This is a genomic window from Rhodospirillum sp. A1_3_36 (assembly GCF_047263945.1).
Taxonomy (GTDB): Bacteria; Pseudomonadota; Alphaproteobacteria; order Rhodospirillales; family Rhodospirillaceae; genus Rhodospirillum.
In genome coordinates this window covers 1-24962 of sequence record NZ_JBLAVB010000016.1, presented here as the reverse complement: position 1 = coordinate 24962, position 24962 = coordinate 1, and the positions used below count along the sequence as shown (strand labels likewise).

Sequence of the window (24962 nt, the reverse complement as noted above, 5' to 3'; positions counted from 1 at the left end):
CCCGCCCTCCACGCTGGGTGGAGTGTTCCTTGCCCGTTCAGGGGCAGAGCGGAATGAGGAAAAGTGGGCACCGGTTTTCCGTCCTCATTCCGCTCTAACCATAAGATTTAGAGCAAATCCCGAGCAATCTGGAACTGATTGCGACGACGATTTGCTTCAATGTCAGAGGTTTAGATCACGTTTATGAAATTAGGTCGGACAGATCTGATTTCATCGTGATCTAGGTGGCCGTTTAGGATTAGGCCTTCAGCTTCTTGGCGATCTCGGCCAAGTGCTTGCCCTGGAAGCGGGCGAGGCTCAGTTCCAGTTCGCTGGGCTGGCGGGATCCGTCGGCTCCGGCGATGGTGCCCGCACCGTAGGGGCCCGCGCCGTGCGGCGGCTCGACGGTGGTGATCCCTTCTGCGGAATAGGGAAGGCCCACGACCACCATGCCGTGGTGAAACAGGGTGTTATGGAAGGCCGTGATGGTGGTTTCATTGCCGCCGCCGGTGCCGGTGGAGACGAAGACACCGCCGGGCTTGCCGATCAGTGCACCCTTCATCCATAGGCCGCCTGTCTGGTCCAGGAAGTTCCGCATCTGACCAGCCATGTTGCCAAAGCGGGTGGGCGTGCCGAACAGGATGCCGTCGTAGTCGCCCAATTCACCGGGATTGGCTTCCTCGGTGTCGTATTCGCCGGAGGCCCCCATGGCCTTCAGGGCCTCGGCGGGCATGTGCTCGGGCACATGCTTGATGGAGACCTCGACACCCTCGACCTCGGCGGCGCCCGCTGCGACGGCCTTGGCCATGGTGTCGATATGACCGTACATGGAGTAATAGAGAACGAGGATCTTGGTGCTCATTGGAAGCCTCTTTGGGTCGGGGTGAGTAACTGATCAGGAAAGTAAGGCTTCGGAATGGCGTGCACAATCCGACAATTCGAGAAAGGATTGTTCTCGAATTGGCAACATAAAAGGGGGCGCTGTCTTCCAATCGTGTTTGTTGCACGGGAGGCGGTTGACCCTCCGAAATATCTTCGGAGGAGTTTGTCTGCCCTCGATACCTAGATCAAACCGCCTTAAATCGGAATCGATGAAGGCGGGCAATTTGATCTAGATTCAATAGGTTGAGCATCGAGTGGATCGGAAAACCGGTGCCCACTTTTCCGCTCGATGCTCTAGTGTTGGGGGAGGAGGCATGGCCTTAATTGCAAGAAGGTTGGACTCCATGCCCGAAGGAGGATCGATCCCGCCCAGCTGGTCTGTTCGGACGCTTGAAATCAATGTGGTGGATATTGATTTTAAGGGGCTGGGCTAGAGTGAAACGGGATCAGCTTGAGCCAACTTGATCTCGAAGGCCCTCTAGTAGGGACCGAGCGGAGAAGTGGGAAGCGGTTGTCCGGTTCTCGGCATTGTCTCGTATTTTTTTGGCGATTGCTCAAGCCCATTTAAGGGCACATGAACTTGCCCCCACTTTTTCTTTTAAAAATAAAGTCCTGAGGTCTGGGGCCTGGGGTCTGGGGCCTTACGGCCCCAGTGGGGAACGGGGCAAAGCCCCGTGCCGGGAAAACACCTCCGGTCGTGTGCCGAGTTTCCGATCCACGCGACACCTTAAGTATATAATTTAAGGCGCGTGGGAGTCCAAACCAACACAAAGGCACAGCCATTGGAAGAGCCAGAGCACCCCTTCCACCTACCCCAACCACTGTATAGGACGAGACCTGACGCCTCGACCCAAACGAAGGGTTCAGCCGGAGTTTGGAAAACTCATGTATAAGCGAGTCCCTCGTGCACGGAGCGTTGACTCTCAGTGCACTAGGCTTCCAGCTTGACAGCCCGACGCGGCTCCCCAGGAGAGGTTCTGTTTCCTTCCGATGTCCCGTTGCGTTGAGTGTCGGGCGGGGTTGGCGGTGTCTGAGTCTGGCTCACGACTGCAGCGGTTACTGTGGCCGTCGCCGATGTGGTCTGATCGCCAACGCCATCACTATCACCAGCTTCCTGAGCGCTCGCTTGCCTTTCTTGGGTCTGGGTCTGCGCCGTCTCGACCTGTACCTCTTCGGCATTTTGATTGCGCCTATAGGCTTCGAGCTGGCTCCGCGATGGCACCTGAAATTCTACATCGCCGACCCCATAGGAAAACTGGGCGACATTCACATACAGATCGGGATCGAGAACGGTCCGGGGATTGATGGTATTCCGTTCTGGCTGTGCATGATCAAACCCGGAAGAGCCTGATCCGCCCACCGCATTGATGGAACTGTCCGTCTTGGTTGTTTCATCGGGACGAAGCGTCGATGTCGTATAAGCTTGCGATGCGGCGACGCTCGCGCCGAGTCCAATTTCTTGTCTAGAGTCCATGGCTTCCTGCCCTCCGCGTAAACGTAAGCTAAATAGTGCGCCTGGGAGCATCATGGCGCAACCGTTTCATTATAGGTATGAAATTTACAGGCGCATTCAATAGCTTAAAAAAACCCATTCTAGGCTTTCAATCTCCTAATAGGGCTCGCTGCGCCGCGAATCGAAAACCTGTCAAGAAAAAAAGGATAAAGCTCTGTCGCGTCCAGATACTGGCGCCGCCCTTACCCATATGAGGGAGCAGCACCCGAGGCACTCTTCTTATACCAAGAGAGATGGGTTGACTTCCCGTTAATAAGGGGATGGCGTTGACGAATGAGAAAAATGGTGCCGCCGGGGTGAATTGAACACCCGACCCCACCCTTACCAAGGGTGTGCTCTACCCCTGAGCTACGGCGGCAGCCGTTTCAACGTTCCCCTGGATTCCCAGGGAACGCGGGGTAACCGGTCCGCTCTGTTGGGGGTGACCGGTCAAATGGTGCCGCCGGGGTGAATTGAACACCCGACCCCACCCTTACCAAGGGTGTGCTCTACCCCTGAGCTACGGCGGCACAATAAACAGAAACGCCTCGACAGGTCGTAACCCGTGTTTGGCCCCCCGTTTGGGAGGCCGGAAAGTGCCATAGGGTTGACCTCGATGCAAGAGAAGTTTTTCATCGGCGTTTTTCCTTTGAAAACTGCGGCAGACAGGGGGAAAATCCCGACCATGACCACTCAGATCGACAAAAAAAATTCTCCGCGCTCCCCCAAAAGAGGAGGAGCGGTGCCCACCAGATCCGATGAACGGCTGGATCGGGAAGCCATGGCCCTGCGTGAAAACTTGCGCCGTCGCAAGGAGCAGGCGCGTGCACGGAATCAGCCCTCCCTTTCCACCACGCAATCGGCGGATGACGGCGAGCCCTGACCCTTCTGACGAAAAGAGAAGAAAAAATCGCGAAACGCAAAAATACTCTTGCCACCCTGAAAATGGGCTGGTAGAAACCGCGTCCTCGGCCGGATGCGGGTGTAGCTCAGTTGGTTAGAGCGCTGGCCTGTCACGCCAGAGGTCGCGAGTTCAAGTCTCGTCACTCGCGCCATCCGGACCGAAAATAAGGCCTCCCTCCGGGGAGGCCTTTTTCGTTTCTGGCCATCTCTTGTGGCGGTCCCCAATGTGGGCGTCGCTGGGGGGGCGGACAGGCTTCCGGCATGGGGCATCGCCCGGGCGCGTGGGGGGGGCATGAAGCGCCCCAAGCCCCAAGAACCGGGAGGGTTCACTCACCAATCTCATTTTCTTCACACAAGTATAGAAAAGCCTCTTGCGTCTCCGAAAATTGGCTGATAAAAACCGCCTCCTCGGTCGGATGCGGGTGTAGCTCAGTTGGTTAGAGCGCTGGCCTGTCACGCCAGAGGTCGCGAGTTCAAGTCTCGTCACTCGCGCCATCCGAACCGAAAATAAGGCCTCCCTTCGGGGAGGCCTTTTTCGTTTCCCGCTCCGCCGCCTCGCCCTACTCTTCGCCCATCACCGCGCCCACAGCGGCACGCAATTCATGAATCCGCACAGGTTTGTGCAATAGCTTGAAGCCGCTTCCCGTCACCTCCCGCAGGCGCTCCGGCGAGGTATCCCCCGTGACGATGACCCCAGGAATCGGCAAGCCAAAAGCCTGTTGCAGGCTTTTCACTGCGGCGACGCCCGTCCCGCCGCCTTTCAGACGGTAATCAGCGACAATCACTGAAGGCGGCTCGACCATGCCGCGCAGGGCTTCAAAAGCCTCCAGTATGTCCTGGGCAGCCACAACCTCGAACCCCCAGTCCTCCAGCAGCAGGGCGAGGCTATCGAGAACGGCGCTGTCATCGTCGATCAAAACGGCGGTGGTCCCTTCCCGGATTGGGGCCAACCCCATGGCCGTCCAGGCCGGGTTGACCCGTTCCACTTCTGAAGGCGTGGCCCGGGGCAGGGAAACCTCGAACAGGGTTCCCCGACCCTCCCGCGAGTGAACTGTGACCGGGTGATCCAACAAGAGGGACAGGCGTCGCACGATGGCGAGCCCCAGGCCCAAACCCTGCTTTCGGTCCCGGGCCTGGTTGCCGACCTGGTAGAACTCTTCAAAGATCAGATCCCGTCGATCGTTAGGAATACCGATGCCCGTATCCCAAACCTGAAGCACGACCCGGCCCACGCGGGGGCGCACGCCAAGGACGATCCCCCCTTTTTCGGTGTAGCGTCCGGCATTGGTCAGCAGGTTGCGCAGGATCCGCTCCACCAGGGTTTCATCGGATACCGCCATCAGCGAGCTGGGCATCACAACGAACCGCAGACCCTTGGCCTCGAGGGTCGGGCGTAGTTCCGCTTCCATGCGGTCCAATACGGTTTTCAGGGCGAAGGGCGCAATCTTGGGGGTAATGATCCCGGCGTCCAGCTTGGAGATATCCAGCAGGGAATCGAGCAGATCGCCCAAGGCATTCACCGATTGCTCCAACCGCCCCACGAGGTCGTGGGCTTTTTTGTCGTCCCGCGTCTGGCGGGCCAACAGTCCCACGTAGATGTTCAAGGCCTGCATGGGTTGGCGCAAGTCATGGCTGGCCGCAGCCAGGAAGCGGGATTTCGAGGCGCTGGCCGTTTCAGCCTTGTCCAAGGCCGCCCGTGTCGCGGCCTCCGCCTCGGCGCGTTTGGTGATATCCAGCACAAGCCCCACATACCCCAAGACCGTTCCCGCAGAATCCCAATGGGGAATGAAGGTGGCGTGGTATCGGATCCGCTGGCCCTGGGGGTTGATCAAGGACGAATCGAAGGACACGGTCTGCCCGGCCAAAGCGGCGGCACGGTGGCTGGCCGATGAAAGGGTCAAATCGTGGCCCGAGATATCCCGCGCCCGCTGCCCCAATAGTTCCGCTGGAGTGATCCCCATCCATTCAACGATCCGACGGTTGACGAAGCGGCAAACCTCGGTCCGATCCATATAGAAGACAAGACCCGGAAGGTTGTCCGTGATCAAGCGGATGAACTGCTCCCGCTCGCGCAGGTCGTCCTCCAGGCGCTTTTCTGCGGTGACTTCCCTGGTGATGGAGGTTACGGCCACGGTCCGTCCCTGGTCGTCGGTGACCGGGAAACAGCCGTGGGAGAACCAAATGTCTCCCCGACGGTCCGTAAACCGCTGGGCCTTGCCCGTCTCCAGGACCTCTCGCACCCTTTGATCCCGATTCCAGGCCAAAGCGGGGGTAAAGAAGTCCGACAGGCGACGTCCCACTATACTCTCTCGGGCGTGGCCGATACGCCGTGCTCCCGCGTCGTTGACGAGAGAAATCCGGCCATCCCGTTCGAACCGGAGGACCGTATCCTCAATGGCATTGAGCAGGCTGTTCACCATGGCTTCCCGTCGCCGGAAGGCCGCCTCCAGCCGCGGCCCCCGGGACAGGTCGAGGGCCACCCAAAGGAACGTCACGCGCTCCCCTCCCGGCCAGTGTCCGCCGACCAGAGCCCGGCGCAGGATCAGATAGCGCTCTGGCTCCGGTCCCAGATCGCGCTGAAAAACCCGGCATTCATGGTCATATGGCGCCTGGGGTCCTTCCCAGGGGACATCGGTTGACAGGGCAGGGTCGGACTGCCTCCAGATCTCGCAGAGGGTATCGGTTCCCTTCCGATCGCCTGCCACTCCCATGCGGCTGAAAAGGACGCTCGCCGCCCGATTGACATGGAGCAGCGCCCCTTGGTCATCGGTGAAGGCGACCGCCTCCCACAGGCTGTCCAAAATGGCCGGGCACCGGTCCCGTTCGGCCTCGCTGACCGGCTCCTCTCGGTGTCTCAGAAACCGAATCGCGGCGAGTCCGAGGGCCAGACCAAGGGAAAAGACAATCACATGGGACAGCCAGGGGGGGAATAGGAAAAATTCGTCCACGGGGCGACCTTATCTTTGGTGACGGAAGTTGCCCTTCCCTCTGGGAAAAGCGGAAAAAGTGTACGCCCCTATGGCCCCCTAACCCAATGGCGAATGGCATATGGACGAGGATAGCTCTTGCACTTTGCGGTGTTCACCATTCTTTTGGAGGTTCCGTAGCAGAAAGAGTCAGATTTCCCGATGAACCGAGGGGGGGCCCATGCAGGACAAGGATCCGACCGGCCGTTTTTATGCCGGTGACGGACGTCCCCCCCAACCTGTGTCTCTGATCGAAACCCCTGACCACCTTGAAATGCGCGATTCCATGTCCCTGCTGGTCGCGGCCTGGGCATGGCAAGATATCGTCACCCATACCCGGTCAAGAGGCGACAGACCATTCCGCTATACCTGCCGTCCCTTTCCAGGTCAGCGGGTGGAAACCCATGATCCGGGGTTCCTGACCGAACGCTTAACTTGGGAGCGAGACAAGGCACCGTCCCCCGTGTCCCCCGCCCGTCCGCCCCGGCGCAAGGCGGCAAGGCCGTCCGGCAAGCCTCCCCAAAGAGCCAGGACAGGAAAGACGCGGGATCAAAGGGGGGGGTGGGGCTGGCCCTCTCCGCGTGCTCTCACCCGCTTCCTGATGGTGGCCTTGGGTACCCTGTGTGTCGGCGCGGTGCTTGGCATCACAGCCATGGTCCTGCCCGGGCTGGCGAACCGCTTGGCCGTGTTGGTGCCTGCTTCGACGGAGCGGGATTGGGGGGAGGCCCTGGTGGGCGACTTGCGGGACCATGGACTGCTGTTCTGCGACAATATTTACGGAACCCAGGCCCTCGACCGCCTGACCCGCCGCCTGACCGGTTCCCTGAACGCCCCTTGGCCGATAAGGGTTCATGTGGTGAAAAGCGACCGCGCCCAGATCCTGACCTTGCCCGGAGGGCAAATGATCCTGTTCGAAGGCCTGGTGAATGCCGCGCGCACCCCCGACGAGATCGCTGGATTGCTGGCCCATGCGCTGGCCCATGGGATCCTGCGCCATGGGACCGAATCCCTCATCGCCCGCTATGGCCTTCCGGCCCTGGCAGCCCTGTTGCGCGAGGACTTTTCCGCACCGGAAATATCTCTCGAAGCCTATTTGGCCCAGAAGGATTCCAACTTGTCCGAGGAACTGGCCGCCGATGCGCTGGCCGTCAAGGCCCTATTGGCCGCGGACTTGCGCGCCCACGGTCTCCCCTTGGCCCTGGAATGGCTGGAAACCCGCCCAGCGGACATGGAGACCCTGGGCCGCAGCCGCTTGGTCCTGGCCCCACAAGGGGCGCTCCACCCGCCCTATCCGGATCGCTTGAAGGCTCTCCGCCGCGCCCCACGGGGGGGCGGAGAGGCCATGGATCCCCTGGACTGGGAAGCCTTCAAGCTGGTTTGCCGATAGGCACTCCAAACTTACTCTAAACCCCTGAAGACAGGGGGGCGGGCGGTAGCGGATGAAAACGGACGGGTTTGCCTTGGGGCTTGCCCAGAACCTCGCCGTCGCGCATCACCATGCGGCCCCGGATGATCGTCATCATCGGCCATCCGCGCACGGTCAGACCGTGGAAGGGAGTCCAGCCGCATTTGCTGGCAATCCAATCGTTGGTAATCTCCTTTTCCGCGCCCAGGTCCACCACTGTGAAGTCAGCGTCGTAGCCCGCAGCGATGCGCCCTTTCCCTGCGATGTCGTAGACGCGGGCCGGTCCGGCGCTGGTCATGTCCACAAACCGTTCCAAGGTCAACTTGCCCGCGCTGACGTGATTGAGCATGACCGGCACCAGGGTCTGCACACCGGGCATGCCCGAGGGGCTCTTGGGGTAGTCCTGGGATTTTTCCTTGCGGGTGTGGGGCGCGTGGTCCGACCCGATCACGTCGGCGATGCCCTGCTCCAGCCCCCACCACAGGCCCGCCCGGTGGCGCGCATCGCGGATCGGTGGGTTCATCTGGGCAAAGCTGCCCAGGCCCTCGTAGCATTCCGGCGCGGCCAGGGTCAGATGCTGGGGCGTCACCTCAACGGTGGCCACATCCCTGGCGTCGCGCAGGATCTCCATTTCCTCGGCCGTCGTGATATGCAGCACGTGGACCTTGCGGCCCGTTTCCCGGGCCAGGGCGATCAGGCGGCGGGTGGCATTGACCGCCGTTTCCACGTCCCGCCATTCGGGATGCATGGAGACCGGTGCCCCGTCGGCGATCAGGGGCTTGCGCTCCTTTAAGCGGGCTTCGTCTTCGCAGTGGACGGCCACCCGGCGGAAACCTCCGGCGAGCACCCGACGGATGGCGTCGTCCTGGTCCACCAGCAGGGATCCGGTGGAGGATCCCATGAAAATCTTCACTCCGGCGCAGCCGTCGCGACGCTCCCAGGCACCAAGCTGTTCCGCATTGTCGGAACTGGCTCCCAGGAAAAAGGCGTGGTCGCACCAGGCCTTCGCCGCAGCGCGCGCCAGTTTGTCCTCCAGCGCCGCCTCGTTGTCCGTGGCGGGCGTGGTGTTTGGCATTTCGAAAATGGCGGTGACGCCGCCCAGGATGGCCGCACGGGTGCCGCTCTCCAGGTCTTCCTTGTGCTCCAGCCCGGGCTCCCGGAAGTGCACTTGGCTGTCGATGACTCCGGGGAGCACATGCAGTCCCGCGCAATCGATGACCCGCTCGGCCTTGGCATCGGACAGGGTGCCAATGGCGGAGATCCGACCGTCCCGCGCGGCCACGTCGGCCTTAACGGTCCGCCCGGGTAGGACGACGGTTCCTCCCTTGAGGATCAGATCATGGGTTTCGGACAAGGGGAACCTCCTGGAAGGGATGATGAAACGGTTTACGAGAAGATGGGTCTCAGACCTCTGAGAGGCAATAATTTCAGGCGTCCGCCAGACGGTGCTTGAGACATCAGGCGTCCGCCAGACAGTGGAACACATCACCATCAGGCACCTTGCCTGCCACGTGTCGGCGGTGCCACAGTGCTTGGTACAGCAAAATCCAGGCGGCCATGCCGGCCTCCTTGCGGCCATCGGTGAACAGGGCGCGCACGGCCTCGGGCTGATAAAGGGGCTCGATGGCCGGGCTTCCGGCCACCATGGGGCCGAGCTTGGCCCCATGGGTGCGAATCCAGTCACCCACAGGCACAGTGAACCCCCGCTTGGGTGCGAAGGGTCGGGCCTCCGGCAGATGGCGTTCCAGCCAAGCGCGCAGGATCCACTTGCCTTTGCCATCCCGCACCTTCAACCGGTCGGCCAAGGGCAGACAAAAGCGTGCCATCCCCATGTCCAGGAAGGGTACGCGGCCCTCCACCCCATGGGCCATCAAACAGCGGTCGAGCTTGTTCAACAGGTCATGGGGCAGCCAGTCGGTGCAATCCACCCGCTGGGCTCGGATCAAGCGGGAACCACCCTGCGCCTTGGCCAACCGTTCGGCCCGGGCGATGCCATCCCGCAACCCTGTCGGTGGCTCCCGATACAGGCCCAACCCTTCAAGCAGGCCCGTCCGCCGTAGGGGGCGGGTCAGGGGCCAGGGACGCATGGCGCCCCGGTAGCGGCCATAACCGCCCAGCAACTCGTCTCCCCCCTCCCCACAGAGGACCACCTTCACGGATTTCCGGGCCTCCCGAGCCAGCATCCAGGTGGGGATAATGGCGTAATCGGCCACGGGATCGTCAACGCAGGCGGCAATGGCCGGCAGGTGGGCAAGGAAGTCGGCTTCTGTGACGGAAACTTCCACATGCTCCGCCCCAACCGCTTTGGCCGCCTCCCGTGCCTCCATCCGTTCGTCATGGGCGCCGGTTCCGGGAAAGCCCGCCGTGAAGGCCAAGACGGGACGGTCATTCAGGCGGGCCATCATGGCCAGCACTGCAGAGCTGTCGATCCCACCGGACAGGAACAGGCCATAGGGCACGTCAGAGCGCTGGTGCAGGTCGATGCTCTGCTCGAACACGGCGTCCAGGGCGGCGATGGGGTCGGCGGGATTGGGGACATTGGTCCGGGGGGAAGGCTGTGTTTCCGGCAGGGCCGCCCGGTGGTGCCGGGCGCTGATACTCCCATTTTCCACCACCAGGGTCTCGCCGGGCAGAACCCGTGTGACTCCGGGGAAAATCGTTTCCGCCCCACAAGTGAATTGCAAGGCGCCCAACTCCAAGGCCACAGGCCGGTCCATGGCGGGAGCGACCAGACCGGCCCCCACCAGGGCCTGTGCCTCGCTGGCGAAGGCCAGCCCCACCTCGGTTTCCACATAATACAAGGGTTTGATGCCGAAGGGATCGCGGGTCAGCACCAGCCGTCGGTGAGCGGGATCCCACAGGGCGATGGCGTACATACCACGCAAAGCCTCGACAAAGGCCAGGCCATCCCGGGCATAGAGGTGCAGCGGCGGTTCGCAGTCGGAGTGGGATCGGAAGGGGACGCCCGGCAGGTCCGCGCGCAGTTCCCGGTAATTGTAGACTTCTCCATTGGCAACCAGAACACGGCCATCGGGACCAAGCAGGGGCTGGTCGCCGGTTTCCAGGTCGATAATCGCCAGACGCGTTTGAACCAACAGCAGGCCCTGCTCCGCATGGATCCCTTGACCGTCCGGTCCCCGGTGGGCCAGAGCTTTGACGAACCGATCCGCCAGCCCCTCTGGAATGTCCCTCCCGGGGCGAGCAACCATACCCGCGATGCCACACATGAGCCGTTATCCCTTGGCTGCTTTTTTTGCGGCTTTCTCGGCCACTACCCGTTCGAAGAACTCCCGGTACTGCCCCACGACTTTCTGTTCTGTATAACCGCTCTGGAAGGTCTCCCAGCCTTTCCGCGCCATGGACTCCATCAACCCCGGTTCGGTGAAGGCCCGGCGGATGGCCTCTGCCATGGCTTTGTGGTCGTCGATGGGCACCAACAGACCATTGCTTCCGTCCGTGACCAGTTTGGACGGTCCGTGAGTCGCGGTGGAGACCATGGGGGTACATTGGGCCCAGGCTTCCAAGGCGACGTTCCCCAGGGGTTCGTGGCGAGAAGGGAAGACCACCAGATCCGAAGCAGCGAAAAGGGCCGGAGCATCGTCCCGCCACCCCAAAAACCGCACCCGGGGCTTGATCCCCAGATCCTGAGCCTGTTTTTCCAAGGCGCCCCGCAAGGGCCCATCTCCCGCCAGCCACAAATAACAACCCGGCACCAAGACCAAGGCCTTGAGCAGGGTGTCAAAGGCCTTGTTTTCATGTAGGCGGCCCAAGGCGAAGATCAGGGGCGCGTTATCGGGCGTATAATAGAGCTTGCGATGCACAGGCTCCATGCGCTTCTCGGGCACGAAATTGGGAAGGTGAACCGTGCGCTCTTCAGGGAAACCGGCAGCGATAACATGCTGGCGGATGTCCTCGGTGTTGCAGACTAACCAATCGCAATGCTTGTAATATTTGATGTCATAGAAGCCGCCCAACCGGGCACAGAGAACATGATCGCCCGTCGGGCCATAAGACGTCGCCCGGTTCATCCAAGTAAGAACCACCTTCGGTTGGAACTTGGCGATCTCCCGCTTCAGGCTTTTTCGCGTGCTAAAGTCCAGGAGGCCACCAAAGCGCATCAAGATGGGCTGTAACCCTGCGTCGCGCATGCGTTCCAGCCGGGCGCTTGCCTCCCGCATAACCACATGTTGGTGCACGCCAGCCTTGTGCATAGCGATGCACAGCCGCTCGAAGAACAGTTCCGCACCGCCTTGTTCGGCGCCGGCCATGACTTGAAGGACACGAAGATCCATCGGGGAACTCCAATAACGGGGGCCGGACACGACCGAGAGGAAACGACACCGATACAGGAGAAGAAAGTCCCCCTTCCACCAGCGTGTCAGGCCGGATCATAGACCGGGAGAAACGGCGATACCAGCCCGACAAACCCCAATTAATCAGTCCTCAGGCCATCAAGAGTTCGAAGTCCCTGGCTGCGGCATCCCAGGTCCGCAATCGTGTCGCCTCCCCCGCTGCAGCGGCGATTCCCTTGGCCAGAGTGGCATCGGACAGAATCTGGATGGCCACATTGGCAAAAGCCTCCCCGTCGGGGACGATATAGCCTGCTTCCCCATTCGGCACCCGTTCCTCGACGGCGCCCAAAGCGCGGGCCACCACGGGCAGGCCACAGGCCTGGGCCTCACCCAAGGCCCAGCAGGCCATGTCCTTGGCATGACCAGGATAGAGAAGAAGCCGCGCCGACCGGTAGACACCGGCCATTCCGTCTTCGGCCAGGGGAGCACGAACCGCCACGTCCCGTTCGGCCAGGGCCTTTACCCGGCCCGCCAGGGCCTCCAGCGAGGCGGGCATGAGCTCGCCATCCAGCGCCCGACGTAACAGGGCCGAATAAATGGTCAATCGCGCCCCGGGTACCTCGGGCTGGATGCGCTCCTCCCAGAGGGTCAATACCTGATCGAGACCATGCATAGGATGGGTGACCACCACCGCTTCGGGCCGTTCGGTGGGTTCGGACAGCAGGCCCGGCCGGAAGGCCCGGGACACGCCCGGCGCCACAACCGCTCCTCCCGGCCGGGCCGAGGCCCCCATCTGAGTGGCGCCCAAATAGGCGATGGTGGGGCCGTATTGATCAAGCAGGGCCCGGTGGGTTGGCCAGGTCAGATACGCAGGATGGGCCATGGGCCAAAGGATCCTCCGCCCCACCTCGGCCACAGTGCCGAGAAGGGCGGGCAAGCGAACGGCGATCAGGGTATCGGCGGTCTCCACCGGCTTGGGGTCCTGTCCGGCGGTGGCCAGCGGATGATAGGCCACGCCCCCCCGGGTGACAGGGGCAGCGCATCCGTTGAGTACGGTGACCGCGTGCCCCCGGGCGGCCAGGGCCGTGGCCAGTCCAACCACGGCCCGCTCGGCTCCGTCCATTGGCAGGAGGGAGGGGGTGGCACCGTCATAGGCGCGTCCGGCGTCGACAAGGACGATTTTCATGGGGAAATCCGGCTGGAGGAGTAATCAGAGAAGACACTTTTCCTTATAACTGCCCCGTCGAAACTTGCCAACGGCACCGGCGCGTCATACCTGGGTGAGGTCCCCCCTATGTTACAGATCTTTAAGCCAGACCTTTCAGGCGGAGAGCCCTCCATGACCGACCTTCTTCTATGCCCCTTGCCCGAACGGGGCGTTCTGACCCTCGCCGGGGACGACCGCGTGACCTTTCTTCAAGGGCTCGTATCCAACGATGTGACCAAAGCCACGGGGGAAAGGGCTATCTGGGCGGCTCTGCTGACCCCCCAGGGTAAGTACATGCACGATTTCTTCCTGGTGGAACGAGAAGGCAGCCTACTGATCCGCTGCGAAGCTGCGCGCATGGACGACCTGAAGACCCGCCTGTCCCGGTTCAAGCTCCGCTCAAAGATCACCCTGGCTCCGGGCGAGGGCTGGACCGTCGCCGTCGTGCCGGGAGCAGAGGCCGCGGTCGCATTGGGTTTGCCCGCCGAACCCGGTGTGGCCAAAACCCTGGAGGGCGGGGCCCTGGCCTTCGTTGACCCGCGTCTGGTCGAAGCTGGAGTTCACTTGCTGATTCCACCTGGAGCCACGCCCCCGGAGCTCCCGAAGGGACCCCCCCTGGATTGGCACCGGCAGGCAACGACCCTGGGTCTGCCCGATGGTGCCCCGGACATGGAACCGGACAAGGCCCTGTTGTTGGAAAACGGTTTTGACGAACTGGGCGGTGTGGACTTTAAAAAGGGGTGCTACATGGGGCAGGAACTGACCGCGCGCACCAAGTATCGGGGTCTGGTGAAAAAGCGCCTGATGCCGATCACCCTCACCGGGGGCGAGGCCTTGCCCACGAGCGGATCCCTGTTGCGCACGCACGATGGCGCCGAGGCTGGCGAGATCCGCTCGGTTGTCGAAGGAGCTGGGACCTCGCTCGGGTTGGCGGTCATCCGACTGGCCCAGTTCTCTCCGGGGGTGGCGCTGACGGCGGAGGAGGGGGGGGCCTCTGTCTTCCCGTCTCCCCCCATCTGGATGGTTCTTCCCGAACCGAAGGACCGCTGAGACCAAGGTTTCGGCGATCTCGGCGAATTCGCCTTCAAAGATGTCATGTAGCAGGAACACCGCCCGTTCGAGGGGCGATAATCGCTCAAGGGCCACCATCAACGCAGCGGAGACATTCTCCCCCATAGGGGGGCGGTCTCGGCGATGGGGTCGGGCAAACAGAAGCCGGGATAGGAGTCCGCCAATCGGCGGCGGACCCGAAGGGCATCGATGGACAGACGGGCGACCACCCGGATCAGATACAGTGAAACGGGATCAGCTTGAGTCAAACTGGCCCCGTTTCCCTTCCTGTAGGGGATACGGGAATGACGGCATAATACCAAGCGGCGCGGGTTGAAACCCACGCCGCTTTTCTTGCGTTCAAACGCCATGCGGGCTTTTACGCGCCATACGGCGCGGCGGCCACTTGGCCGCTCCCAAGGTGCGGTGAGTCAAACTCACCGCACCTTGGTATAAGAAGGGGATGCGTGACAGGATCCGAGATCTTTTTTTAACCCTCGGCCTTGCTTAACTCCGTCGCACAGAGATCCGTGTAGATGCCGCCCTTGGCGAGCAGTTCAGCATGGGTCCCACGCTCCGCCACCCGTCCGGCGTCCAGGACATAAATGATATCGGCGTTCATCACTGTGGACAGGCGGTGGGCGACCACGACACAGGTCCGTCCCTGGCGCAGGGAGTCGAAGGCCCCACGAACCTTGCGTTCGCTTTCCGTGTCCAGCGCGCTGGTTGCCTCGTCGAGCAGCAGGATGGGCGCGTTCTTCAACATGGCCCGGGCGATGACCAGCCGTTGACGTTGACCGCCGGACAGGCGGACCCCCTGCTCTCCGATCACCGTGTCGTAACCCTGAGGCATCTCCTGGATAAACTCATGCGCAGCTGCGGCCCGGGCTGAGGCTTCGATGTCCGCTTCGCTGGCATCGGGTCGGCCATAGGCGATATTGGCGCGCACCGTGTCGTCGAACAGGATCACCTCTTGGGTGACCATGGCGATGGACCTCCAAAGGGAGCGGAAGGTCACGTCGCGCACGTCCTGCCCATCAATGAGCACCCGGCCTTCGTCTGCGTCATAGAACCGGGGAACCAGTTGCAAAGCCGTGGACTTGCCCGCACCGGATCGCCCCACCAGAGCCGCTGTGCCCCCGGTGGGCACCAGCAGGTCCAGACCACCCAGGGCCGGGATCTCCCCTTGGGGATAGGTCAGGCGGACACCCTCAAAGCGGATTTCTCCACCGGAAACGGTCAGCTCCATTGCATCGGGCTTTTCCCGCAAACCCGGCGGTGTATCGAGCAGATCAAACAGGCGCTCCATGGCGGCCAGTCCTTCCTGGGCAACCACGTTTACCCGCCCCAGTCGCTTGAGGGGTTGGTAGAGCAGAAACATGGAGGTCAGGAAGGCGAAGAAGGTCCCGGGATCCAGGTTTCCCTCTGTCACCCGTTGGCCGCCATAGACAACCACACCGGCAAAGGCAATGCCCGAGAGAATCTCCAGGACCATGGAAATCGCTGCGCCCACGCTTTCAGACCGCATCAAGTGGCGGTAGATCCGCCAGATGGTTCCGTCAACTCGCTCCGCCTCCCGGGCTTCAGCATTATAGACCTTCACCACGCGGATCCCTTGGAAGATCTGCAGCAATTGGGCGTCCAGTTCGCCGGATTCACTCTGCATGCCTTTGGCCGCCTTGCGCACCCGTCGCCCCAGAATGACAATAGGCAAAACAGCAAGCGGAAACACGGTCACGGCGATTATCGCCAGATCGAGGTCCAGCGCGACCAGAGAGACCAGCAAACCGACCAGGGTCACCGCATCTCGCCCCAGGGCCATGGTGCCGGTGGTGATGGTGTTTTTCATCAGGGTGAGGTCGACGGTGAAGCGGCTGACCAGGGTGGCCGTGCGGCTTTGGGCGAAAAAGGCGATATCCATGCCCTGAAGGTGATCGTAAAGCGCCTCCCGACAGCGGGCGATGACCCGCGCGCCCACAGCATTCATCAGGGTGCGTTGGCCATAATTGGCCAGGCCCTTTGCCATAAAAACAGCCGGGAAGGAGATGGCCACCCAGGTCAAGACCGTCGGATTCTTGCCCGCGAAAACCTCGTTAACAGCGGGTTTCATGAGCCAGGCAATGCCCGCAGTCGTCGCTGCGACAATGCCCATGCAGCCCATGGCCAGAACAATCAATCCCCATTGGCCCCGCATGAAAGACCCCAGCAGGCGTCGGATCAAGGCCGGAGCCCCCTTGTTCCGACCTTGATCTCCGACGGGGACCCCGCCAGAAGTGCTCGTCATCGGTACCGCCGTAGCGCCCGGAGTCATGCCGAAGACCCCAATTGCCGCGTTTTAGGAGTCTCCGGCGCGAGCTCAGGCGGGGTCGGCTTTCGTCCCAGGGGCCATCGGTCACTGGGCCAAGTGAGCCACAAAAAGCCAATGACAATGGGCAGAATGGTCATGAGATCGAGCACAATCAGACCGTCATAGGATTTTTTGACGAGATTGGCCGCCCCCAGGCTGCCGCCCTGGAACAAGACCACAAGCGCGACGGCGACGATAACCCGTGTGTTGTCGCCTCGCCGGTTAAACTCTCCTGTCAGGGCCGCAGCCAAGCCGATCAGCAGGAAGCCAAGGTGGGCCAACGGACGCAAAATCCGCAGGTGTAGTTCCATACGCAGGCGTCGAACGCTGGAATGCTCGAACAAGTAGGGATAAGCGGGGTCGATCTGGTCGCCCACCTGGATGGAATATAACTCTGAAAAAGGGCGTTGCCGCTCATCAATGTAGCGGAATTCCTTGCTTTTGCCAGAATCCCCCATGTCTATGGTATAGCTGTCAAAATACAGAAAGGTTATCTTACCCGTCTCCGGGTCGCGTTCCTGCCGATTTCCATTGAGCAATAAGATCTTGGAAGTAGCGCCATCCTTCACAAGGGCACCGGATTCAGCCAAGACGGTTACTTCCTTACTGCCGGATGTATCGTGAATCAGCAGATTGAGCAGCTTGCCATCGGCGGTCCGTTTTCCGGCATAGACGATAACGCCTTTTCTTATCTGATTGAACTGCCCTTCCTTGATGATGAGACTGGAGACCTCGTCGCGGACCTGCCATTTAATGACGTCAAATGCCCGTTCCATGGCAGGGACGACACTCATGGTCAGCCAGTATCCGACAAGGGTCAGAATCAGGCAAAGCCACAACGCGGGTTTGGCCAACTGCCAATGGCCCTGCCCGGCGGCACGCATGACGATCAATTCCCGGTCCGCAGCGAGCTTGTTATAGGTGAACAGCACAACGGCAAAGAGCGAAATGGGAATGAAGACGGTCAGGAAGCCGGGCATGAGTAACAGGGTCAATTTCAAGAAGGTGCTGATGGACAGCCCTTTGTTGACGAACCAGTCAAGGAACTTCAGGGAGTTGATCAGCCAAATCAAAGCGACCAGCGCGACCGCGCCGACGGAAAGTCCGACGAGCAGATTACGCAGGATATAGCGGTCCAGAGTCTTGATCATAGCCTCGCGCTTTTCGCCTTTTTCATTCCCTAGTGTGCTCCGAGATCAAGTTGGGCCAACTTGATCTCGGAGCACACTAAAATTCATGAGATGAGGGTGAAACGGGGCCAGCTTGACTCAAGTTGATCCAGTTTCGCTCAAGCCTAGGGCCTAGCGGTAGCCAGCACCAAGGTCAAGCGCCTTTGCCAAGCCACGGTCCCCTAACGTGAAATGGATCTTGCTCGAATGCATTGGATTCCATACCGGGATCATCCATAGACCAATGAAAAGGCTGGGTCCAATGACACCGGGAAGACGGGATGTGGTGCAGTTGAAGGGCTTGATGCTCTGATAGGATGCGGGAATGACGCTTTTGGAGAGTTCTCTGACTTTTTGCGTGGCCTGCTAACGGGCCCCCGGGTCGGGGAGTTGGATGCGTCCACGATCCAGGAGGGCCTCGAAATTCCCCCGGTCCAGGGGGCGGGCATACAGAAACCCCTGTGCGGTTTTACACCCCAATTCCAGCAGAGCCTGATGTTGGAGCGGCGTTTCCACGCCCTCTGCGATCACGGACAGGTCCAGGTTTCGGGCCATAACCATGGTCACCGCAGCGATCCCTGTTTGGCAATTATCCGGCGTCAAAGGAGTCACGAAGGCCCTGTCGATTTTGACTGTGGTAATGGGCATATGGTCGATACGGCTGAGGGAGGAATGCCCGGTTCCGAAATCGTCGACAGCCATTCTGAACCCCGCTTCCCGAATGCGGGCCAAGTCCCTCAGGATCCTGTCCGGATCCCGCATGATCTCGCTCTCTGTGATTTCGAAGGACAGGCTGTCTGGGGAAAGCTGCATGTCGCGCACCCAACCCAAAAGCTGATCGCTGAAATCCTGGTCGTTGAAATCCACCAAGGACAGGTTCACCGCGACAGGGAGGGGAGGCAGTTCCTTTTCCCGTCGGCTGTGGGCGAAAGCGGCCACCTGTTGGAGGATGGTGCGGGTGAGCGGACGGGACAGGCCGCCCGTTTCTGCCAGGGGAATGAAGGTTCCTGGCGAAATGGATTTCCCTTCGAAGGTCCAGCGGCACAGGGCTTCCGCACCCGTAATCCGACCTGTGGTCAACTCCACTTTGGCCTGGAAATGGGCCTCGATGCCGTCCCCCTTATCCAAGGCATCCCGAAGGGCGAACAACAGGTGGAGCCGCTTCCCAAGGGCCTCCTTAACCGTTGGGTCGAAATGGTGAATGTCGTCCGGGCGCGGCTGTTCGGCTGCGGTGAGGTTTGCTGTGATGGCCATGCGGATGACCTCTTCCGCGCTATGACTTCCCAGATCCAGATCGAGAACGGATATGGTCATGGGAAGGACCATGGCCATACCTTCAATGGAAACGGTGGGGGTGCGCAGACGCCCGATAGCGTCCATGGGAAGGTCTTGAGGAGCGCCCATGGCCAGAAGGCTGCGGTCACTGAAGTGACAGATGAAGGAGACTTCGGGCAACGTCTCCAGTAGCTTGTCGCGGAAGGACAGAAAGGCTTGGGTGGCCGTTTGCGTCCCAAAGGCACTGGTGATGTCCATGATGGTCTTCAACGAGAACGTCACAAGGCGGGTCAGGGATCCCTGTTCGGTCGTTCGGTCAATGCGCAGGGCCAGGGCGTTGCGGTTGGGAATATTCAATGCGGGGTCGGTGTAGGCCAGGATGTTGAGGCGATCGAGTATGTCCAGGTTTTCGAAACAGAGCGCGATATTGGCGGTAAACAAGCGTAGCAGGTGGGAAATGACCGGCGATGGTTTCTCAAGCTTGCCCTCTACGAACAAGAAATAGGCGCGTCCGCTGGGATTGTCGAAAACCGCCGCCACGCCATCCTCGAGGGTGACCGGCCCTCCAAGTTCCCGGGCCACGGTGAACGCTGAACTCAGGCGCGTCTCATAGTCTTCCAGCGTCGTCAGGGGGCGGCCCATCTCCCTGGCGTAGGTTCCTAAGCCGGAAAGGACGATAAAGCTGGTTTGGTCCCTGGTGCCCCCACCCATGGATGCCGCGCAGACGATTCCCTTGGGAGGCAGGCTCAACAGGGCCGCGAGTTGGGTCAAGATGCCCTGCCCCAGAACGCTCAGGCCTTTGCGGTTCAACAGGTCTTGGGTGGATTGGATGACCAGTTCCAACCCCTTCCGGTGTTCGTTGATCTGGCGGATCTGGTTGTAATCCCGTAACGCGGTGGTCAGAAGGCTGATCAGGCGGGTTCGGGTCAGATCATCCTTGCAGGTGTAATCATTGATCTCGAAGTCCGTGATGACCGTCAGTTCGGGGGCATATCCCGGTTGTCCCGTGCGCAGGATAACGCGCAGATCCCGGTGTCCTGTCTCTCGAAGCCGGGAGACCAGGCGAAGGCCCGCGTCATTGGTCTCCATGACCACGTCGACCAGGGCCAGGGCCGTATCGGGATATTCGACGAGGAAGCTCTCTGCCGCCTTCGCGGAATCGGCCCAATGGAGGGCGATGGGGCGGTCCATGATACGGACACCCTTCAAGGCGAAACGTGTGGCTTCGAACACTTCGGGCTCGTCGTCGACAACAAGGATGCGCCATTCAGAGACGCCAGAGGAGACCGGCGTGAGGAACAGGTCCTCGAGCATGCCGTTTGTGGGGTCAGATGGCATGGCTGCTCTTCTCCTTGTTCGACGAGGGACTCGTTTGGGGGGCAGAGAGGGGGAGATCAATGGTGAAGACGGCCCCCTTGTCGGGGGCACTCTCCACGGAGATATCTCCCCCCAGGAGATCGACGACGATGCCACGGGTGATGGCCAGGCCCAGGCCCCCACCGCCCATGGACGCTCGTGTGGTGAAAAAGGGTTCGAATAGGTGCTGCAGGTGCTGTTCCTCGATGCCTCGCCCCGTGTTTGCACAAACCACACGGATCTTGTTCTGACGGGGCAAGAGAGAGGAGGTTACCTGGATCGTGCCCGATGCGCCGTCGGGAAAGCCGTGGATCAGGGCGTTGTCGACCAAGTTCATCACCACTTGACCAAGGGCGCCGGGATAGCTGTCCATGGTTGCCCCGCTGGTGGCCTTCAGTTCGAGTGTAACCGGGCTGTTTTTGAAGCGGGGACGCATGGTGGCCAGAAGGTCTTCCAGGAAAGGATCAAGGGCGAAAGACCGGTGGCGTTCCGCCGTTCGGTCTACCGCGACGTCCTTGAACCGGCGGATCAGGGTGCGTGCCCGATCCAGGCTCTTCATCAGGACTGAACTTCCTTGGGCCATGTCTTCCAGGAAATCGGGAAGGTCCAAGGTCCCCTGGCTTGCCATGGCTTCCCTGGCTCGGTCCTGGATGGTGCTGGCGATGGTCAAGGCATTGCCGATTGGGGTGTTCAGTTCGTGGGCGATGCCTGCGACCATTCCTCCAAGCCCCGCCAGTTTTTCCGACTGAACCAAGCGCTTATAGGCAGTCAAGCGGGCTTTTCGGGCGCGGGCTTGGCCAATCAGGGCGCGGCTCCAGGCCCAAGCGACGGCCAGGGAGAGGGCCAAGGCAAGGGCAGCGAGGGGAAGGCGGTTCTTTAAAAGCGTGACCAGGGATCGGTGCTGGGTGCCGACGAAGATATGGATCTTGGGAAACCCCCCAACGTCGGAAACCAAGCGATTGTCGGACAAGTCGGTTTTCAAATTGAGGATGCCGTGAAACCACTCGGTATCCCCGTCTTCGAACAGGTCCTGATGGGGCTGATCCATTTGGTCGACCACTTGGGGAAAGCGGTTGCGGGCCTGATCCGTATCTGTCAGCACCCATCCCCGCGTTTCCGTTCTGTCAGGAAGCACCCAATGGCTGCCTTCGACGTGGATCAGGGTCCATTCTCCTTGGACCTGTGTCTTGCGCTGGACTTGGCCAACCATGCTTTCCGCGTTGACATTAAGGACGAGCACACCACGAAGCGATCCGCTTTCCCAGAAGATAGGGGTGGACAGGCGGATGGTGGGGGTTAGGGGGTATTCCACTTTCCCAAATTCAATATTCAGGTCTAAGGGACTAATCCGAACGGTGCCCTTTGAGGTGCCCACGGTTTCCTGGAAATAGGGACGGTCGCTTTTGTCCTGCAACTGGTCCCGTGGCACTTGGATAGGAATCTTTTGGGTTTCATTGATCCGGACCTCTTCTCTGCCGCTGGGGGACAAAAGACGCAGTTGGTCAATGCGTTGATCTGCCTTGGCTATGGTCAGAAAATGCCGTGCGATTGCCTCTTCGCTTCCCTGGGACAGTACCGGGCTATTGGCCACGATCGTCACCAGGCGCCCAAAGTCTTCCATCGCCGCGCCGATTCGCGTCTCAGTGCTCTGCCCGTTTGCCAGGACACGCACCGCAGTTGAGCGTTTCTCCAGATTCCGGTCGAGCAGGACAACGAGAACGAAAATGGCGCCAAGGATCAGGACAAAGCCGAAGGAGATGGCCGGAAAGGCCCAGGTCTCTATGCGGTTCTGATAGCCGGGTTGATCCATTCGTAGGGGTGCCTATTTAGGGGAGGCCATATCTGCCATAGACATTACGACCTTGTTTTTGCCGTTGCTTTCCCAGGAGGAGCATGTTTTAGCGGGATGAATTCAGTGAGGAGATTCTTTCTCACCTTATCAATATTGATCTTGGAGTTGCTGCATACAAGGGGGGCGTTATATCAAATGAGATGTAACCCATTGGTAGAAAGGGGCGCGACCATTGTCCCGCCAGATATCTTGCGCGACCGGGGGGGATGCGGTAGGAAGCCGGACTCGGGGTCTTTTGCGAATCCTCTGCCCAATAAGCGCCGTTTTCCCGGTGTGTCCTGACAGTCCCCCCGGCATCTGTGGGGTTCGCTATCGCTTCCCCTCTCCCAGACCGGTTCCTGCCGGATTGAACCCGTTTCGGCGCGGTTCGGCGGATCTGGTCCCCTGGTCCATAGTCTTTTGTCGAGCGGCGTGTCCGCCGGAGCCTTGGGCTTCGGTTTGCCCTCCGTTCCAACCCTTGGAAGGTCCATACCCGCGCCATGGATAGGATCCGCATTATTGGCGGCGCCCCGCTGAAGGGCACCATTCGTATTGGGGGCGCCAAGAACGCTGCCTTGACCCTGATGCCTGTCTGCCTGCTCACCGACCAGGTCGTGACCTTAACGAATATTCCCGATTTGGCCGATATTCGCACCATGGGGGGGCTTCTTGAACACATGGGCGTTCATGTGCACCTGAACGGGGCTGATAGTGCCGAGGGGCGGATCCTGGATCTGAATGCCTCTGGTCTTAGGGACACGACCGCTCCTTACGATCTGGTGCGCAAGATGCGGGCCTCTGTTCTGGTGTTGGGGCCCCTGCTGGCTCGCCATGGGCAAGCCCGGGTGTCCCTGCCTGGGGGATGTGCCATCGGCACCCGGCCCGTTGATCTGCACCTCAAGGCCCTGGAGGCCCTGGGCGCGATCATTGAGTTGAAGGAAGGCTATATCGATGCCCGGGTCGAAGGCCGCTTGAAGGGCGCCCAGGTGAACTTCCCAAAGGTCACGGTTGGGGGGACGGAAAACGCCCTGATGGCCGCCACCCTGGCTGAGGGGCGGACGATCATCGAGAACGCGGCCCGTGAGCCGGAGATCAGCGATCTGGCCACCTGCCTGCGGGCCATGGGCGCACAGATCGAAGGGATTGGCACAGGCACCCTGACCGTGGACGGAGTCGATAGTCTGGGCGGCGTGACCCATGCGGTGGTCCCTGATCGGATTGAAACAGGAACTTATGCCCTGGCTGCGGCGGCCACCCGGGGGCGGTTGACCCTGACGGGGACGGGCATGGACCTGACCGAAGCCCTGGTCGACCACATGCGTCAGGCTGGTGTTGTGGTGGAAGAGGCGACCGACGGTCTGTTGATCGATGCCACCGGCGGCGAGGTGCGCGGGGTGGATGTGATGACCGAACCCTTCCCTGGCTTTCCCACGGATATGCAGGCCCAATGGATGGCCCTGATGAGCACGGCTTCGGGCGCTTGTATGATCACGGAGAGCATTTTCGAGAACCGCTTCATGCATGTGCCCGAGCTCAGCCGCATGGGGGCCGATATCAACATCCATGGGGGCTCGGCCATTGTGCGGGGCAAGGCGCGGCTGTCCGGCGCCCAGGTCATGGCGACGGATCTGCGGGCTTCTGTTTGTCTGGTGATTGCCGGGTTGGCGGCGGAAGGGGAAACGGTCATCAATCGTGTCTATCACCTTGATCGCGGTTATGAGCGGGTGGAAGATAAGCTCGTCACCTGTGGCGCGACTATTGAGCGGTTGAGCGGTTGAGCGGGGTGAACCAAAGCCGGTCCTGGCAGGGTGCGGAAAAAGTCCGAAAACGCTCCAAAAGCGTCATTCCCGCCTGCGCGGGGATGACGAGACGACAAAAGCGCTTTCCCTACCCCGTTTCACTCAAGGGGTGGTGAGAGGCAACGCCATGTATGGGATTGATTTTCGCATGTTCCGGTCTCGGGGTGTTGATTGAGAGGCCGCGTCAAAATGTCGCCATGGTTTCAGGTTCTTTGGGTGTGAGAGACCTTCGGTCCAACAGGACCCGTTTGTTACGGAGAGTGCCGCCCATGACCGCCACTGGCGACCGCCCCACAATAGAAGGCATTATTGCCCATGCTCGGGAGTCCCTGGATATGGAGGCTTTCAAGCTTTTCGAGGAGCGTCTCGGTGGCGCGTCTTCTGGCCTGCACACCAATCCTTTCGATCTGGAGGCGTCCTTCCAGGACTGCTGGGCGATCGTCTGCCAATTGGGTTTGGACCGGGGGCCGGGGCGGTCGATTCTGGTGCTTGGGGCGGGGGCCGGATATTTCACCCGCTTGGTCACTTGGTTAGGTCACCATGCCGATGCCCTGGATGCTCCAGACAATTCGCTGGGAGAAGAAATGTGTCGGTGGTTGAAGGTGCACCGCATCGTCCACCGATTCAACGCGGGAAAGGTCCTGCCCGAATTTCCCTATTTCTTCGATTTGGTTGTTGCCATTGATATCCGCTTTAACGAGAAGCGGAACAACGAACTCTACGCGGTGGAGGAGTGGGACTTCCTGCTGGAAGATCTGAAACTCAACCATTTGAACCATCGGGGCCGGATCTATTTGCGCTTTCCGGGACAATCGGAACGACGCGGCCCTCAGTTCGAAAACGGCAAGCTGCAGGCTCTGTTCAAACGTCGGGGCGGGCGGATCAATGAAGCGGACCGCTCGGTTTTGTTTCCCCATTTATTGTGAAGGCTCGGCGAGCCCGGAAAGGTGAGGTTGGCTAGAGTCGTCCGAGGCCAAGTTGGGTCGCTTCGCGACCAAACTTGGCCTCG

General features: G+C 60.8%; 17 protein-coding genes, 4 tRNA genes and 1 pseudogene. 7 read left to right on the top strand and 15 right to left on the bottom strand.

Annotation, left to right across the window (positions count from 1 at the left end; translation table 11 throughout):
* Positions 1-238 precede the first annotated feature (238 nt).
* The 4 genes from wrbA to ACLIRY_RS21700 form a co-directional block, all read right to left on the bottom strand.
* Complete coding sequence (wrbA, locus tag ACLIRY_RS21715) at positions 239-841, bottom strand: NAD(P)H:quinone oxidoreductase (RefSeq protein ID WP_413207517.1); 603 nt, start codon at positions 839-841, stop codon at positions 239-241.
* 951 nt (positions 842-1792) lie between these two features.
* Positions 1793-2335 carry a hypothetical protein gene (locus ACLIRY_RS21710; protein WP_413207516.1) on the bottom strand — a complete coding sequence of 181 codons (543 nt, stop codon included), beginning with the start codon at positions 2333-2335 and terminating at the stop codon, positions 1793-1795.
* 322 nt (positions 2336-2657) lie between these two features.
* Positions 2658-2732 (bottom strand) — tRNA-Thr (locus ACLIRY_RS21705).
* 76 nt (positions 2733-2808) lie between these two features.
* Positions 2809-2883: transfer RNA gene (locus tag ACLIRY_RS21700), tRNA-Thr, on the bottom strand.
* 212 nt (positions 2884-3095) lie between these two features.
* On the opposite strand from ACLIRY_RS21700, the gene ACLIRY_RS21695 reads away from it, so the two are divergent.
* The 3 genes from ACLIRY_RS21695 to ACLIRY_RS21685 all read left to right on the top strand — a co-directional run bounded on the left by ACLIRY_RS21695 (position 3096) and on the right by ACLIRY_RS21685 (position 3751).
* The gene (locus ACLIRY_RS21695; protein WP_413207515.1) at positions 3096-3236 is read left to right on the top strand and encodes a hypothetical protein; all 141 of its coding nucleotides are present in this window, start codon (positions 3096-3098) and stop codon (positions 3234-3236) included.
* Between the two features lie 95 nt (positions 3237-3331).
* Positions 3332-3408: transfer RNA gene (locus ACLIRY_RS21690), tRNA-Asp, on the top strand.
* Positions 3409-3674: 266 nt separating this feature from the next.
* Positions 3675-3751, top strand: a tRNA-Asp gene (locus ACLIRY_RS21685).
* Positions 3752-3816: 65 nt separating this feature from the next.
* Here ACLIRY_RS21685 and ACLIRY_RS21680 read toward each other — a convergent pair.
* Positions 3817-6204, bottom strand: coding sequence for a PAS domain-containing protein (locus tag ACLIRY_RS21680; protein WP_413207514.1), 2388 nt, complete (start codon positions 6202-6204; stop codon positions 3817-3819).
* Positions 6205-6403: 199 nt separating this feature from the next.
* Between ACLIRY_RS21680 and ACLIRY_RS21675 the strand changes: the two genes are divergently transcribed.
* On the top strand, positions 6404-7609 hold the full coding sequence (locus ACLIRY_RS21675) for a M48 family metallopeptidase (protein ID WP_413207513.1): 1206 nt from the start codon (positions 6404-6406) through the stop codon (positions 7607-7609).
* A gap of 16 nt (positions 7610-7625) precedes the next feature.
* On the opposite strand, the gene ACLIRY_RS21670 is transcribed toward ACLIRY_RS21675, so the two are convergent.
* The 4 genes from ACLIRY_RS21670 to ACLIRY_RS21655 all read right to left on the bottom strand — a co-directional run bounded on the left by ACLIRY_RS21670 (position 7626) and on the right by ACLIRY_RS21655 (position 13105).
* Complete coding sequence (locus ACLIRY_RS21670) at positions 7626-8981, bottom strand: dihydroorotase (protein ID WP_413207512.1); 1356 nt, start codon at positions 8979-8981, stop codon at positions 7626-7628.
* Between the two features lie 103 nt (positions 8982-9084).
* Positions 9085-10854, bottom strand: a complete 1770-nt coding sequence (asnB, locus tag ACLIRY_RS21665; protein ID WP_413207511.1) for an asparagine synthase (glutamine-hydrolyzing) — start codon at positions 10852-10854, stop codon at positions 9085-9087.
* A 6-nt stretch (positions 10855-10860) separates the two neighbouring features.
* Positions 10861-11919, bottom strand: a complete 1059-nt coding sequence (locus ACLIRY_RS21660; protein WP_413207510.1) for a glycosyltransferase — start codon at positions 11917-11919, stop codon at positions 10861-10863.
* Positions 11920-12070: 151 nt separating this feature from the next.
* Positions 12071-13105, bottom strand: a complete 1035-nt coding sequence (locus ACLIRY_RS21655; protein ID WP_413207509.1) for a glycosyltransferase — start codon at positions 13103-13105, stop codon at positions 12071-12073.
* 153 nt (positions 13106-13258) lie between these two features.
* Between ACLIRY_RS21655 and ACLIRY_RS21650 the strand changes: the two genes are divergently transcribed.
* The gene (locus tag ACLIRY_RS21650) at positions 13259-14176 is read left to right on the top strand and encodes a YgfZ/GcvT domain-containing protein (RefSeq protein ID WP_413207508.1); all 918 of its coding nucleotides are present in this window, start codon (positions 13259-13261) and stop codon (positions 14174-14176) included.
* 51 nt (positions 14177-14227) lie between these two features.
* Here the strand turns inward: ACLIRY_RS21650 and ACLIRY_RS21645 are convergent.
* From ACLIRY_RS21645 to ACLIRY_RS21620, 6 genes and pseudogenes are all read right to left on the bottom strand, one after another.
* A pseudogene (locus tag ACLIRY_RS21645) lies at positions 14228-14275 on the bottom strand (hypothetical protein); the annotation flags it as partial.
* Positions 14275-14445, bottom strand: coding sequence for a hypothetical protein (locus tag ACLIRY_RS21640; RefSeq protein WP_413207507.1), 171 nt, complete (start codon positions 14443-14445; stop codon positions 14275-14277). The pseudogene ACLIRY_RS21645 and the gene ACLIRY_RS21640, both read right to left, overlap by 1 nt.
* A 221-nt stretch (positions 14446-14666) precedes the next feature.
* Entirely contained in the window at positions 14667-16460 is a 1794-nt protein-coding gene (locus ACLIRY_RS21635; RefSeq protein WP_413207506.1) for an ABC transporter ATP-binding protein, read from the bottom strand.
* 23 nt (positions 16461-16483) lie between these two features.
* On the bottom strand, positions 16484-17674 hold the full coding sequence (lptF, locus tag ACLIRY_RS21630; RefSeq protein ID WP_413207505.1) for an LPS export ABC transporter permease LptF: 1191 nt from the start codon (positions 17672-17674) through the stop codon (positions 16484-16486).
* A gap of 384 nt (positions 17675-18058) precedes the next feature.
* Complete coding sequence (locus ACLIRY_RS21625; RefSeq protein WP_413207504.1) at positions 18059-20305, bottom strand: EAL domain-containing protein; 2247 nt, start codon at positions 20303-20305, stop codon at positions 18059-18061.
* Complete coding sequence (locus ACLIRY_RS21620) at positions 20295-22133, bottom strand: sensor histidine kinase (protein WP_413207503.1); 1839 nt, start codon at positions 22131-22133, stop codon at positions 20295-20297. The genes ACLIRY_RS21625 and ACLIRY_RS21620 overlap by 11 nt, the downstream gene beginning before the upstream one ends.
* A 521-nt stretch (positions 22134-22654) precedes the next feature.
* On the opposite strand from ACLIRY_RS21620, the gene murA reads away from it, so the two are divergent.
* Both murA and ACLIRY_RS21610 read left to right on the top strand, forming a co-directional pair.
* A complete protein-coding gene (murA, locus tag ACLIRY_RS21615) occupies positions 22655-23932 on the top strand; it encodes a UDP-N-acetylglucosamine 1-carboxyvinyltransferase (RefSeq protein ID WP_413207502.1) in 1278 nt (425 codons plus the stop codon).
* 290 nt (positions 23933-24222) lie between these two features.
* Entirely contained in the window at positions 24223-24879 is a 657-nt protein-coding gene (locus ACLIRY_RS21610; RefSeq protein ID WP_413207501.1) for a hypothetical protein, read from the top strand.
* Positions 24880-24962: the final 83 nt, after the last annotated feature.

Coding starts and splice junctions, on each gene's coding strand:
- ACLIRY_RS21635 (WP_413207506.1), bottom strand. CDS start 16,460: ATGACGAGCACTTCTGGCGGGGTCCCCGTCGGAGATCAAGGTCGGAAC.
- lptF (WP_413207505.1), bottom strand. CDS start 17,674: ATGATCAAGACTCTGGACCGCTATATCCTGCGTAATCTGCTCGTCGGA.
- ACLIRY_RS21660 (WP_413207510.1), bottom strand. CDS start 11,919: ATGGATCTTCGTGTCCTTCAAGTCATGGCCGGCGCCGAACAAGGCGGT.
- ACLIRY_RS21650 (WP_413207508.1), top strand. CDS start 13,259: ATGACCGACCTTCTTCTATGCCCCTTGCCCGAACGGGGCGTTCTGACC.
- ACLIRY_RS21610 (WP_413207501.1), top strand. CDS start 24,223: ATGACCGCCACTGGCGACCGCCCCACAATAGAAGGCATTATTGCCCAT.
- ACLIRY_RS21655 (WP_413207509.1), bottom strand. CDS start 13,105: ATGAAAATCGTCCTTGTCGACGCCGGACGCGCCTATGACGGTGCCACC.
- murA (WP_413207502.1), top strand. CDS start 22,655: ATGGATAGGATCCGCATTATTGGCGGCGCCCCGCTGAAGGGCACCATT.
- ACLIRY_RS21625 (WP_413207504.1), bottom strand. CDS start 20,305: ATGCCATCTGACCCCACAAACGGCATGCTCGAGGACCTGTTCCTCACG.
- asnB (WP_413207511.1), bottom strand. CDS start 10,854: ATGTGTGGCATCGCGGGTATGGTTGCTCGCCCCGGGAGGGACATTCCA.
- wrbA (WP_413207517.1), bottom strand. CDS start 841: ATGAGCACCAAGATCCTCGTTCTCTATTACTCCATGTACGGTCATATC.
- ACLIRY_RS21620 (WP_413207503.1), bottom strand. CDS start 22,133: ATGGATCAACCCGGCTATCAGAACCGCATAGAGACCTGGGCCTTTCCG.
- ACLIRY_RS21675 (WP_413207513.1), top strand. CDS start 6,404: ATGCAGGACAAGGATCCGACCGGCCGTTTTTATGCCGGTGACGGACGT.
- ACLIRY_RS21710 (WP_413207516.1), bottom strand. CDS start 2,335: ATGGACTCTAGACAAGAAATTGGACTCGGCGCGAGCGTCGCCGCATCG.